This is a genomic window from Cyclobacteriaceae bacterium (genome assembly GCA_030584025.1).
Classification (GTDB): Bacteria; Bacteroidota; Bacteroidia; order Cytophagales; family Cyclobacteriaceae; genus UBA2336.
On sequence record CP129487.1, the window covers coordinates 1,545,691 to 1,559,563 of the forward strand.

General features: G+C 42.8%; 11 protein-coding genes. 4 read left to right on the forward strand and 7 right to left on the reverse strand.

Features of this window, described 5'->3' with window-relative positions:
* Positions 1-13: 13 nt before the first annotated feature.
* The 4 genes from QY309_07275 to QY309_07290 all read right to left on the reverse strand — a co-directional run bounded on the left by QY309_07275 (position 14) and on the right by QY309_07290 (position 5,314).
* On the reverse strand, positions 14-3,193 hold the full coding sequence (locus tag QY309_07275) for a T9SS type A sorting domain-containing protein (GenBank protein WKZ61279.1): 3,180 nt from the start codon (positions 3,191-3,193) through the stop codon (positions 14-16).
* Positions 3,194-3,242: 49 nt separating this feature from the next.
* Complete coding sequence (locus QY309_07280) at positions 3,243-4,007, reverse strand: MBL fold metallo-hydrolase (protein WKZ61280.1); 765 nt, start codon at positions 4,005-4,007, stop codon at positions 3,243-3,245.
* 57 nt (positions 4,008-4,064) lie between these two features.
* Positions 4,065-4,775 (reverse strand): hypothetical protein, encoded by a 711-nt coding sequence (locus QY309_07285; protein WKZ61281.1) that lies wholly within the window; start codon positions 4,773-4,775, stop codon positions 4,065-4,067.
* A gap of 92 nt (positions 4,776-4,867) precedes the next feature.
* The gene (locus QY309_07290; protein WKZ61282.1) at positions 4,868-5,314 is read right to left on the reverse strand and encodes a peptidylprolyl isomerase; all 447 of its coding nucleotides are present in this window, start codon (positions 5,312-5,314) and stop codon (positions 4,868-4,870) included.
* Positions 5,315-5,383: 69 nt separating this feature from the next.
* On the opposite strand from QY309_07290, the gene QY309_07295 reads away from it, so the two are divergent.
* A complete protein-coding gene (locus tag QY309_07295; GenBank protein ID WKZ61283.1) occupies positions 5,384-6,064 on the forward strand; it encodes a phospholipase D-like domain-containing protein in 681 nt (226 codons plus the stop codon).
* A 2-nt stretch (positions 6,065-6,066) separates the two neighbouring features.
* Here the strand turns inward: QY309_07295 and QY309_07300 are convergent, their stop codons facing one another.
* Positions 6,067-6,819 carry an SDR family oxidoreductase gene (locus tag QY309_07300; GenBank protein WKZ61284.1) on the reverse strand — a complete coding sequence of 251 codons (753 nt, stop codon included), beginning with the start codon at positions 6,817-6,819 and terminating at the stop codon, positions 6,067-6,069.
* 125 nt (positions 6,820-6,944) lie between these two features.
* Between QY309_07300 and QY309_07305 the strand changes: the two genes are divergently transcribed.
* From QY309_07305 to QY309_07315, 3 genes are all read left to right on the forward strand, one after another.
* Complete coding sequence (locus QY309_07305; GenBank protein WKZ61285.1) at positions 6,945-7,550, forward strand: YceI family protein; 606 nt, start codon at positions 6,945-6,947, stop codon at positions 7,548-7,550.
* Between the two features lie 37 nt (positions 7,551-7,587).
* Positions 7,588-8,181: a YceI family protein gene (locus QY309_07310; protein WKZ61286.1), complete on the forward strand. Its 594-nt coding sequence runs from the start codon at positions 7,588-7,590 to the stop codon at positions 8,179-8,181.
* Between the two features lie 116 nt (positions 8,182-8,297).
* Positions 8,298-9,956 (forward strand): HAMP domain-containing sensor histidine kinase, encoded by a 1,659-nt coding sequence (locus tag QY309_07315; GenBank protein WKZ61287.1) that lies wholly within the window; start codon positions 8,298-8,300, stop codon positions 9,954-9,956.
* Positions 9,957-9,965: 9 nt separating this feature from the next.
* Here the strand turns inward: QY309_07315 and QY309_07320 are convergent, their stop codons facing one another.
* Together QY309_07320 and QY309_07325 are read right to left on the reverse strand one after the other, a co-directional pair.
* Positions 9,966-12,581, reverse strand: a complete 2,616-nt coding sequence (locus QY309_07320; protein ID WKZ61288.1) for a CHAT domain-containing protein — start codon at positions 12,579-12,581, stop codon at positions 9,966-9,968.
* A 39-nt stretch (positions 12,582-12,620) separates the two neighbouring features.
* The gene (locus QY309_07325; GenBank protein ID WKZ61289.1) at positions 12,621-13,871 is read right to left on the reverse strand and encodes a C69 family dipeptidase; all 1,251 of its coding nucleotides are present in this window, start codon (positions 13,869-13,871) and stop codon (positions 12,621-12,623) included.
* Between the last annotated feature and the right edge of the window lie 2 nt (positions 13,872-13,873).

Genomic DNA, 13,873 nt, shown 5'->3' on the forward strand with positions numbered 1-13,873 from the left:
AATGACCGAAGGGTTAGCGGATAATAATTCGTACGGTTTTAACAACGTGGCCATCGGAAACCTGGAGGAAATACAAACCCGGTGTATTTTGGGTGCCATCAATTGTCGCTTCCCGATTGTTTATCGGTTCAACCCGAATGTGCGCGTTACGCCCAAGCTGATCCAATAACTGAACCTGATTAAACTGAAAAGGTGAGCGCACCGTAAACAATCCGGTTGATGGATTGGGAAAAACTTCCAACTCGCCACGCGGTTCAATGGTTACCGATACGACTTTTGAATAAGAGAATGTTCCATCAAAATCAGTTTGTTTTAGGCGGTAATAGGATAGTCCGGCAAAAGGCCCGTCATCAACGGCTGAATAATTTTTCAAAGATGTTGTGGTGCCTGCGCCATCCACTTGCAGCACCTGTTCCCATTTACTTCCGGTTTTAGAGCGCTCAACCGTAAAATAATCATTATTGGTTTCTGAGGCGGTTGTCCAGAACAAGTGAACCATTTGTTCACGCGCTTCAGCATAGAAAGTTTTGAGTTCAATGGGCAGCGGAGCACTCAGATCAGTATTACCTAAAGTAAACCGATCTCCATTTTGAAAATTAACTCCACTGAATGAAATAACTCCGCCAGCGATCACCCCGCCACTAATGGGTGTCACATCATTATCAGAAAATCCATCGCCATCTCGGTCTATTAGCAGTCGTAAATTAGATCCAATAGGGCTTCCACTTAATCCACTAATGTCAAATGAAATGGTTACGTTACCTACATCTCCGGTCTCGCTTATACGCCAAACCCGATTGAGCCGTTCAAGAATGGGGGCGCCAATGTCTGCAAAGTTGCTGGTGAGCGATGCATTATCATGTCCCCATAACAACCATTCATTGTTTGCTAAAGTTGGTCCCGCTACTGTCATGCGAACCATTCCGGTTCCCTTGGCATCCCGATGACTGGATCCATCACTGGCTTGTCCGATTCCTGCTACTTCATGGTCATAGTTTCCATTTCCTGGGTCATCCATTGTATACACATCATCAGCCCCTAATGTGATGCCATATTTCGCGCTTAAGTAGTTGTTAATAATTATTCGTTGAGCCGTGTTGATCGCATAATTATAAACGATAAATTCATTAATGTATCCTCTTAGTCCGCCATTGGTTGTGTTTGTGTGCCTACCGATTCTGGGGCCTGGTGGTGTTGTGGCACCATCAGCATCAGCCAGGTTTCCGCCTTCCTGCGCATTGTTATAGAACATCTGATAATTGACATTATAGTTCCTGCGCATTTGTATGATTTTCGTATTGGTATTAATGGCCGTAGTTCCCGTTATGCCACCTAGTCCACCACCCGCATTATTTCGCTTTTGATAGAAGTATCTGTTACCGGTTACAGGCTTAAGTGATACAAGTTCATTCGTAACCGCAGTTCTGTCCAGAATAAAGTGACCGGCACCATCATTTGTTCCTCCTAATCCAACGCCAGCACCCAGTGTATCTCTGAAAACAATCAGGTAGGTATAGCTGCTTGTGCTTGCCATGCCCGGTGATGGGCCATCAATAAACAGGTCACCAGTAAAGCGCAAAGCAGCGTAACTATTTGCGCCATTGGTATGAAGTAACGGTCTGTTTCCGGCTGTGGCTTGTGTGGCGTGCCTGTTGTTTCCTGATCGGTCGTTCCATTGCCGGATTTGCTGACCATTGGTAGCTGGCGTTACACCTACATCCGTAAACGTTCCGAAGTTGGCCATGTACCATATTGAATTCGAAGCTGCCTGACCAACGCCACCGGGTCCAACATTTCCAACAGCAGTACCGGTTCCTACAACTGGAAAACCCGAACAACCTGCTCCAATACAATTGATGGTAAAGGTTGAGCAAATCTGGGCCTGTGTTGCCCCATTGGTATAGGTAACCTGACTGCCGGCTCCATTCTGTAATGTGGCTGTTCCGCTTCCGCAGAGGGTGGCATTCGTAAAATCAATTATCAGATCATCTGTTGAGGTTGAGTTTGTATTGATGATAGTGATGCTGTTACCGGTTAGTACAAGGTCGTCAAGACAGGTGAGTGTAGAAGTTGCATCAGCTTCCAGGTATCCAAGATTTACCAGGTTTGATCCTAAAATAAATGAGCCTCCAGCCAAAACGTGTGTGTAGCCTTCAGTCATCATTTCAATACCGCTAACGGTAAGCGTCCCACCAATTTCAATATCACCCGTTTGGTAGAACATGGCAATGTTCGATGATACGAAAGGGCCAACATTGCTACGCCCAAGGTCATCAGGTGAAATACCACAGGCCATATTATCGGCAATGTTATTGATCGTAATGTTATGACCATTTAGAATAACAACATTATCATGGCGTTTGGGCCAAACACCCGCTGCAAGCGGTCCACCTGAACCATCCGAATTTGTTGTCCAGGAATTTGGGTCATCCCAATTGCCACCGGATGTAACATTTCTTGAATAATATGTGATTTGGCCCAATGCAACGCCATAGAAAACACATGGAACATCATCGGGGAAGAAGCCGGTAGCCTGATTTCCACCTCCATCAGCTGTGGTCCAGTTAGTAGCATTTGCAATTTCTGAAGCGCAGTCGGCAATGGTTGAGGTGCAATTTGTATTGCCGGTATATACCATGACGTCTTCATCGCCTGTAATTGATATAGCATTTACACCTGTGGTGAGTCCCGTATTAGTTAATGTTCCGTTGGCACCAAATCCATCGTTTGCAATTGCGGAGAGAAATACGGTTGGTGTTGAAGCATCTGTGCCTAAAAACATATATAAGACCTCATTTCCGGCTCCAACATCAAACCCTCCCGATCTCGAGACCGAACCAATATTTACAGTTGGAGTAGCAGAGGCGCTATTTTCCACTATCAGGACTGTTCCAGCAGGAATTGTATTTCCCGTATTATTAGACCATGTTATTGAGCCTTCACCAGCAACGAATGCGCCTCCGCCACCTATTGGGTTTCCATTCCATTCGCTATCATGGAAATAAATAGTTGTACCGTTAGCCACGTCAACAAATGTTACAAAGGCGAAACCATCTGTGCCATCTGCATTATAGCCGACAAACATCACCTGTCCGGCTGTTTGTGCCTGTGCATACGAAGAAAGAAACAGAAGACATGACATAAGCAGGATGGCCCTGCTAACAGAGATTAAAGTCCAACTAAGAATTCTCATTTGAATGGTCTAAATTCCTTTCAAATGTAAGAAATTCATTAAAAAGTGACTAATTCGAATAATCCGGATACCAATTGCGCAACCTTACTTCGATTGATTCATTGCCCGCATTTACTATTTTTTTGAATGCCTCTATATCGCTGAAGCCCCCCTGTCCGCGATAGTGAAAGGGATAGACAATCTTCGGTTTGAATTCCAAAACCGCACTGGCCGCTTGCTCCACCGTCATGGTAAAAGGCTGGTTCATGCAAACAAAAGCAATATCAATATCACTCAAGGCACGCATTTCGGCAATGTCTTCTGTGTCTCCAGAAATGTAGATACGCTTACCGCCCAATTCCAGTACGTACCCGTTGCCCCGGCCTTTCGGGTGGCGCGAATCTTCTGTTTCCGGAAGGTTATACATGGGTACAGCGGTTATGGTAATATCAAATTGTTTATGAGAAGCCCCATTCGACAGTGGAATGGTTTGGTTGGCGAGCTCTTCAGGCAGTTTTTCCCGAACGGCTTGGGGTGCAATGATCAGTGCGCGTGATGTCTCAATGGCTTTTAAGGTTTCGAGGTTCATGTGATCGCCATGGATGTCGGTGATCAGAATTAAATTAGGTGCGGCTAATCCTTCAAACGCTTTAGCACCTCCATAGGGATCAACATAAATCGTCACATTGTTCCAGGTCATGGCCAGTGTAGCATGCAGAATGGGTTGGATAGTTAATTTTCCTGCAGAAGTTTCAATCACATCGGGTGCTGATCGCTGAGCTATGCCAGTACCAACGGAAAGTATAAGACATAGAACGGTTAATAGTTTTTTCATCTATACAGGTTTATACTGTACTAACAACGTTTACCACATTAGGTTTTTGTATTTCGCTTACTTACATACCTGATCGTATGCAAACACATGCCCTGCCACATCGTTCCACTTCACTTTTTCACCGGCAAAAACCTGAAGCATGGCCGGACAGTTTCCATATAGTTCATCAAAGTTTTTCTTGTAGCTCCCTTTCTTGACCAACACTGCTTTTTCATCATTTTGTACGAACAGGTAGGATTTATCTGCACCACCAGTGAGTTTCACGCCACCAACTCCAACACCCATCGTTTCCTTTGCATTCGGGTCGGCAAATACTTTTATCTGGCTGTCAAATCCAGGATTCAGTAACTGCATCAGTCGAACTTTACCTGCTTTGTTATGGCGCATGGCGGTTTCAAAAACAATGTATTCCCGGTTTACAATTTCATCAAAATTCGAGTTTGTCATTTCTTTAACAGATGATGCTGATTCCATCATCATGGCCAGTTTGGCAAGCTTTGATGCTTTTACGGAAAGCCTGGCAACCTCTTCAGGCTTGAATTTTGCTTTTTCGCCATTCTCCAATCGAATGTTGAAATTGCTGAGGTAGCCATTGATTAATGTGCCTCCTAAAAATTTTCCGGTCACTTCATCGCCATTCACCAATTTTACCGTGCATTCTTTTCCGTTTATTACGGCCATATCATCGGCTTCAAGTGCGGCAATAAAGCCTTGTGCAAACGAAAGACCTGTAAGGCATACAAGCATAGCTGTTATGAGATTTTTCATGTGAGGGTTGATTTAAAAACCTGTATGAAGGTAACATAAACTATACCAATCCATATTCGGATCAGGAAAATACTTTTGCAAATGGGCTAAACTTAAATTGAATCTACTTCCTTAATAATGACTTTCTCCATTACATCTCCCTGACGGATTTGATCGATAACCTCTAATCCCTCGTACACTTTACCAAAACAGGTATGGTTACGGTCGAGGTGGCTGGTATTATCACGGCTGTGGCAAATGAAAAACTGCGATCCACCAGTGTTTCTTCCGGCATGCGCCATGGATAAAACTCCGCGATCATGATATTGATTATTGCCTGTTAGTTCACATTTAATCTGGTAGCCCGGTCCGCCATTTCCAATGCCATTCGGACAACCGCCCTGAATAACAAAATTGGGTATAACCCGGTGGAAGGTTAAGCCATCGTAAAAATTATGTTCAGCAAGGTCAATGAAATTCTTTACAGTGTTCGGGGCATCTTCTTCAAAGAATTTGATTTTCATAACCCCCTTTTTGGTGTGGATCTCAGCAATTTTCATGGTTTAAATTGATTTTAAAAATGGTCGGCAAGTTACAAATCCTGTTCAGATTTTGTATGTTTAATTCTTATGGAAGAAATTATCGCACACCTGGAGGAAAGTATCCAGGATGAATTTTTCTCGAAGGCAGAACGGAAAAGTCTTCGCGCTCTCATTGGTGAAAAACCGTTGGATCAGCATCAATTAAACTTTTTACGAAGCCGGATTTATGAAATGGCCAACGAGCGGGTTACACCCGAAAACTATCGGTTTATAATCGAATGGATAAAGGGAGCAAACAGTGCACTCATTACTTCCGATAAGCAGGAGAATTCAGATGTGTACTTCAGCCCGGGAGAGGCGTGCCGGTCGGTAATTATTAACCAATTGAATCAGGCCGTACGTGATGTGAAAATCTGTGTATTCACCATTAGTGATGATCAGATTACTGATGCCATTATTACTACCCATAAAAAAGGAGTGCCGATTCAGGTTATTACCGACAATGATAAAATGGAAGATGAAGGATCGGACATTGAACAGTTGGCCGATGAGGGTATACCGGTTAAAATAGACAACACACCTAACCATATGCACCATAAGTTTATGGTGGTGGATGAACGCGCGCTGTTAACAGGAAGCTATAACTGGACGCGCAGTGCAGCCCGATATAATCACGAAAATATTCTGCTTACCAAAGAGACACCCGTAATCCGTTCGTACCTGAAGGAATTCAGTCAGCTTTGGAAGGAGATGAGCGTTTTTAAATAAGGCTATTGCGATAAGTAGCCACCGTCAATCGCGTAGTAGCTTCCTGTTACAAACGAGGCTTTATCGGAACTGAGCCAAACAATTAGTTCTGCCACTTCTTTCGATTCACCCAGCCGGCCAATCGGATGCAACGATACTAACATGTTCATGGTGGCTTCATCCAACTGATTGAGCAGGGGAGTCTTAATAAATCCAGGGCCTATCGAGTTTACTCGAATGCCTTTTGCCGAGTACTCCATTGCAGCATTTTTGGTGAGTCCAACAACCCCGTGTTTGGCCGCTACATATGCCGATGAATTCATAAAGCCAACCTGGCCGAGTATGGAAGCCACATTCACAATCGCGCCTTTGCCTTGCTTCAACATGGCAGGAATCTGGTAGTGCATGCCATAAAAAACTCCGTTAAGATTAATGTCGATGACCTTTTTCCAGCCATCAATGCTCATATCGCCAACGGGATTACTTTCTCCGCCTATTCCGGCATTGTTGCAGGCTATGTCAAGTACTTTATATTTTTCAAGTGTTTTTGCGATCAGTTTTTCATGTGCTTCGGGTTGGCTTACATCTGCCTTTATAAAGATGCTATCGCCACCGAACGCTTTAATTTTTTCAACGGTTTCTAATCCGCCAGCTTCATTCATATCGGACACTACTACATGTGCGCCTTCACGGGCATAGCGTATAGCAGCTTCACGTCCGATTCCTGAACCTGCACCGGTTACCAGTGCAACTTTTTCAATTAATAGCTTGCTCATTTTCTTTTTTGGTTATCTCAGTTCAAACCAAGCAGTGTTTAAGCTTAATTTCCATGATGTTTGGCATTTACTGAACCTGACAAACATCAGGTGTATGAGTATGCGCTTGCCTATATTTGGGGATTATGAACTTTCGATTGACTTGGTGTACATGTATTTTGAGTCTGCTAACGCTGTATGCACAAGCGCAAACGTTATATCAATTGGATCTGGCGAAAAGTGAGGTGATCATAAAAGGCACATCATCCTTGCACGATTGGTGGTGCCGTGCCGAACAACTAACCGGAACACTACAGGCTGTGCAGGAACAGAATCAACTAAGTGAACTGAAAAGCCTCTCTGCTACAGCAAGTGTAGCTGCAATCCGGAGCATTCGTGAAGATGGGTCTTATTATGAGAAGGGAATGGATAAGAATGTATATCGGGCGATGAAATCTGAGCAACATCCAAGTGTAACGTTTTCTTTGAGTAAAATTACCTCCCTGACGCGTCTGCAAAATGGTTTAGCCACCGTTAATGCCACAGGAAACCTGCGGATTGCAGGTGTTACAAAATCTGTTTCCATTTCGGCTACCGCTAAAATACAACAAGGTGGTATAGTGTTTGAAGGTAAGGTACCGATAAAGATGACGGACTACTCCATTGATCCGCCCACTGCACTTTTTGGAACCATTAAAACGGGTAACGAAGTTGATGTTCATTTTAAAATGGTTTTTCAGCCTTCAAAATAAGCTGCTATTTCGCCATCTTAGCGAAGTTGAATTTCCTATGCCCAAACTGCCGTTAATTATTATCAGTTGTTTATTGTTTGCCGGGGCAGAAAATGAATTGAGGGCCCAGGAGTATCAGATTTTTATCCATCCTTCCAGCGATGTAACGGTATACGGTTCTACGAATGTTAACAATTTTAAATTTCAATATACCGAGAACATCACGCTCGATAGACCTGTGCGCGTTAGGCGCAACGAGGGCGCGCTTCGTCTTTCCGGTGGAATTATAGACCTGAAGGTCCGGGCATTCGATTCCGGAAATGGAATTATGAACAAGGATTTCCGGAAGATGCTGCAGGAAGAAGATAATCCGTTTATTCAGGTTGAGCTTGCAGCGCTGATACCACAATGGTTGCCAAATGCTGCCTGGCGGGAGGGAAAGGCAGAAATAAACGTAACCATTAACCAAGTGACCAAAAAGTATGTAGTGCGGTGTAAGGTGGAGAATCCGGAAAGTCTACTGATATTCGGCAAGCAGAAAATTTCCCTTACCGACTATGGGTTAACCCCACCGGTACGGATGATGGGCATGGTAAAAGTGAGTGAATGGGTTGATCTGGATTTTTCGCTTAGGTTTGCAACTGACCGGTAAGCTAACTATAGGCGTTGCGGTAAACTTTATCTTTATATGCTGGCATTCTTATAGTTTGAAGCTTAAAGTATCACAAAAAAGTAACGCTTTTGTTTTTCTGTTGTTATTGAGTGTTAATGAAAGTTGATAAGCCCTTGCGGATCAGGAATCTTTACCCAGTGGTTACACTTACTACGGTGTTACTTTTGGTAAGCATATACCTGGCGTACCAAAATAGCCAATCCATACGGGAAAGCCGTAAGATTGCTGAGGAAGCAGAACAAGTGGCGGTTAATACCAATAACATTATCCGGTATTTGCATTTGGCTGATATCGGTTTGAGAGGGTATGCGCTTGTACGGGAAAATCCTCAGATTCGGGGAGCATCTCAAACAGCAAAAGTTGAAATTCGCAAAACACTGGATGAGCTTGATCAGTCGCTGACTCAGCAAGAGTTTCCGCATATGGATGAGTACAACGACTTTAAAAAGTCGGTGGAGGCTTATTTTAGTTTTGTAGACAGTATGTTTACTGTAATTGATGAGGGGCATGTTGAAATTTTTGTGGCAAGACTAGCTCAAGATCCGGGGTACTCCTTATTTGAGCGATATGTTGTTTTTTCGGAATCTGTAACTCAATTTGAAGATGAGGTTGCTAACAGAGCCGATCATGATTACCATCGAGCCCTTAGAAATTCATACCTGATTCAGGTTGTTATTTTTGTTTTGGCAGTTCCGTTATTGTTTTTTGGTGCATACCAAACAAAATCGTTGTTTGGTATTTCAGAGCGCTTACGTCAATCTGAAATTGATCGCAGGAAATTGCTTACCGAGCAAAATGTTCAGCTTGAAAAATTAGTTTACGAAAGAACCAAAGAGATACAGGCGCAAAACGAAGAAATACAAGCGCAAAACGAGGAGATAACGTTGCATAATGAACAACTTGAGTTGCAGCGAAGAGAAATTGAAGCCAAGCATAATGAACTTTTGCTCAAGAATGCAGATTTAAATCATGCCAACATCATTATTCAAAAGCAAAAGGAAATTATCGAGCAATCAAACCAGCAATTGTATGCCGAGGTGCAGCGTCAAACAGTTGATTTGCGAAACGCCAATACCGAATTAATTGAACATAATAACAGGCTAAAGCAGTTCTCCTACATTGTTTCTCATAATTTGCGGTCGCCAGTAGCGCGTTTGCTGGGATTGAGCTCGTTACTCAAATCCACTGAAGAGCAGGAACGAAATAAGATATTGGGGTTAATGACAACATCCACGCAGGAGCTCGATCAAATTATTCGTGATATCAACCTTATTCTTGAAATTGATAAGTTGAATACACAAGCACTCAACCGATTGGATGTTCACGATTACCTTATTCGTGCCATTGACCTGATCCGTCCTGATTTAGAAATTACAGGTTCAGAAATTGACATTCAGCTAAACGGCATTCCGCGGGTTCCGTTTCTTGGTCCATATATGGAGAGCATTCTTTACAACCTGATCAGCAACGCCATAAAATATCGTGATCCGGAAAGAAAACTCATGATCATGATCCGTGGGTTTGAGGAGCAGGGATTTGTAAAACTCGAAATATCAGACAACGGTTTGGGAATTGACTTACAACGATTTGAGCAGGATTTGTTTAAGCTGTACAAACGCTTTCATACGCATGTAGAAGGTAAGGGCTTAGGACTATACCTGGTAAAATCTCAGTTGCAAGCGTTGGGTGGAAAGCTTGAGGTTAAAAGTAAAGTGGGTGAGGGAACAACATTTTTGATTTTCTTCAAAAAATAAAATAAGGCTTTAGTAGCCTGATAGCACAAATGCCCCCCAATAAAACGGATGCGTATATTTTTTGCGCAACTGCTGTTGTGCCGATCGGAAAGCCTGACGCATATTTCCAGGCTTTCGTAACCACTCCTGGTAAAAGTAAACCATTAGCTCCTGGGTAGCGGTGTCATCTACTTTCCATAAACTCATCATAATATTTGAAGCGCCCGCTGCATTTAACGCCAGCCGCAAACCATAAACACCCTCACCAGGATAAAACTCACCCAAACCGGTTTCGCATGCCGACAATACAACCAGTTGGGTTTGATCCAGGTTGAGGTTAACAGCTTCGTAGGCAGTCAGTACACCATCTTCATAGTCAAGTAAGTTGGGTTGATTGGCACCTGCCAAGGCAATGCCCGAATTAATCAGCATCCACACCAGTGAATTTGATTCATTTTCGGAATCGCTAAAAAAGCCGTGCGTGGCTAAATGAAGAATAGAAGTTTTGGATATGGACTTTACCTGATATTCATTAGCCGTATTTCCTTTATAAAGTTCCACTGACCACTTGTTTGATTTTAACAGGTCATGAATGGCGTTTACTTCTTTTTCAGTTCCGGGTAATTCGGTGAATAGTTCCTGGTCTGCTTTGTTGGCTAGTGTGAAAGCCGGGTTTCCAAATAGCACAGCATGCTTGAGTACATTTTTTTCTGCTGTTGTAGGTTTCAGTAATTCCTTAGTGTTGGTGAGTTGATGAATTTCTACCTGATCGATCAGGTATTTTCCGGATTGCGGATCGAACAAGGTATTCAAGTTGATTTGATTGTAGACGCCATCCGGAGAGAAATACACACGGTTCAATTTCTGTTTTTTTGGTAATGTCTTATTGATGGCATCCGCGATGGGCTTCCAATACACTGAGTAGGAGAGTGTGTCCGTATACCGGTAGCTGATGGCATTGATGTACTGCCGCACATACTCTTTTTCAAGTCTTCGGGTTTCGGTACTCTTTACAATGGCCAGTATGGGTCTTTCTGTTGTTTGCGGTGTGATGATTAATGCTCCGTATAGCAATCCATTGTACATGCGTACCATCTCCACCGCGGCCTCACCGGGTTTTAGTTTTTGTTGAATGTCTTTCCATGAAATACTCTCAACAAGAAATCCTTTTTTGAAGGCTGCCGATTCGCGGCTCAATTTCATTTCAAGGTCTTCCACCATAGCGGAGAGTTGACCAATTTGATTGGCCGATGGATTTTCGCTTCGGATTAATCGGGCCAATTCATTTTTAAGGTATTCCCATTGAAGATAATCGTCTTTTAATTGTTGATTTTCCCCACTAACTATAGCGTTTTTTACTTTATGACTGGCATTTAGAATTATACCTTTAGTCAAAATCTGAAGGTTATATAGATTTTGCGTGATATCCGGATTTTGATAGGAACCATCCGTAGGAATAACACCCGATGCATGTAAAGCAAAGTATATATACTCTGTAAGAATATCTTGCTGGTTTCGGTAAAACGCTATTTTTTCATTTTCACTCAGGTAAGTGAAATTATGTTGCACCTCATTTAGCAGATGATCAGTCAGCGTAGCAAACACGGCATCAGCCTCCTTATAATTAAGATTATAGAAATATGTAAGTGCAAGGTTTAATAATGTGGTTTGATAAATTCTGGGATTGACACCTCCAGGCTTTTCCAGTAATTCACGGGCCTTCAACAAATACAAAATGGCCTTTTCGTGATTCTCTGCATAACTATATACCTCCCCCAGGTTTACAAGAATGGATAGGTGTAGTTGGCTTCCCACATACAGCCCACCATCAATAATGGATAGCGCAGCGTTCCACACATGTATTGCTGAATCATTCTCCTCTAATCTGCGATAGATGTTGCCTTGATTTTGAAGTGCATATAGGTACGAGAGTGACTTTTTATTGGTAATCAATGAAATATATTCATTGTTAACTTTTCCAGCCTTTTCAATGTTTCCTTCTTCCAGGTAATAACTGGTAAGATTACTCAATAGCGTTTTATATTCAATAGTTTCTGCGGCAAGTGTATCTAATCTTTCTTTTAAAAAGGAGACAGTTTCTTCCAATTCTTGTGTGGCTTTTTTTAGTTGCCCTGTTCTACGGTGAAGGGAGGCCATTGAATTTTGTGTATTGGCAAAGGCTAATACAAATGATATATAGTTTTCATTGTAATGATCGCGATTATGAGCCAGGGCATTTTCAAATAACTTTAAACATTGTTTCAGGTAGATCTCACAGCTATCGTACTGCCCTGATTCAAGAAATAAATTGGTCAATTGAATTCGGGTGTCGATTCGATCAATATGAGCACTTGCATATAGCTTGTCGGTAATGTTTACGGTTGTCAGAAACTGCTCTGCAGCAAGTGTGTAATTGCCAGTAGCTTTATTGATTTGCGCAAGTGTAGTAAGACTAATCGTGTAAGCTGTACTTATTTTGCCTGAGTCGGCTTCAGCGAGCGCCAACGCCTTTGTCATGATTGCTTGTGCCTGTTCATAATTGCCTTTCAGGTAAAGCTTTAGCCCTTGGGTGTTTAATGAATCCCAGGTTTGCGCAGAAGCAAGGCTGGTAGTAATTAGGAGTAGCTTAAAGAATAGGAAGCGCATTATTTCTGACAAGCGTATCTGTAAAGATAATTTTTACGCTCAATTTATCAGCTTCATCCAATCGGAATATGCGTGAATCACGTCCTGTAAACACGCTTTACTAAACTGTTCTAATTCAGATGTTGAACTGTTGTTTCGTATCAGAGCAGCTTCTTTTTCAATAAAGTGATATTGAAGTTCATGTCTTTTGGTTTCAATGAGTGCTTTCCGTTCCCGATAATCCTTGCTGATCCAACGATGCACAAGTTCTGCTTTCCACCACAAAGAATCATCCGGTTGTGAACCAGGTGCCACCAGTTGTTCCAATACGTTCGTTCCAAAAAAGAATGGAATATACACCGATAAACAGGGGTGGGGGGTGCCGGTAAGCCAAACTGTGTGCGGGGCTCCCTTCCTTATTTTTGCAACCATGCTTCCGGTTGTAGAACTTGGATTTAATAAGCCGGTAGCGTGCATGCATACTGAACCAGTGTTGGCTTTTGACGGCTTAAATTTATCTTCAGGGAGATTGTGCGTTATTAAAATGCTAATGCAATTAATTACATCAAGCTTTCCTGCATGCCTAAGACTCAATTCAGTTGTGCAAGCCTGCCGACTCGAAGCCCGACCCAACGTAGTATAAAGCCAATCGGAGTATGCTTTTTGAAAATTGAAGGGAGTGTCTTTCTTCCACCAACCCCGACTGTGGGCATAGCTTATGGCTGAGTTGCTAAGTTGATCTGCATACGTTGAAATGCTTAGCATGTTTGAAATACTTCGAATGTCTTTTGCTTTCTCTGCTGCCCATTCCTTGCCTGCAGTTTCGAACACCCAGGCTTCAGTAGGGTCGGCAATCAAAAAGCTATTGTGGTAGTAGAATTTTTTATTCCGATAACCACCACAAGCATTTTGTCCATACGCGGTAAGTAAACCAGAAATGCATTCGATAGCTTCGCGGGCCGATTTGCAACGCTCCAGTGCCAGCCGGAGCATGTCCATGCCTGTAAGACCGTTATTGTGTTTTTCAAACTTCACTTTTGTAAACACTGCTTCGTTGCCAATAACGAGTCCATGCTCATTTGCGCCCATTTCAGCGCCCCACATCTGAAAGGGTTTAGATAAAATACATTCATACGTTTCCGCTACTTGTGGAATGCTGATGTAGGTACACTTAACCGTAGCTTCAGCATGAAACATTTTCGGCATGTGAACGATAGCCTGTGCTTCATCTGGCTCCCGGTCGGAATTCTTAGCGAATAGCAGTGTGCTATCGCAGGTAACGGAAGGAAGGGCAATGAAGGTATCGCACATGG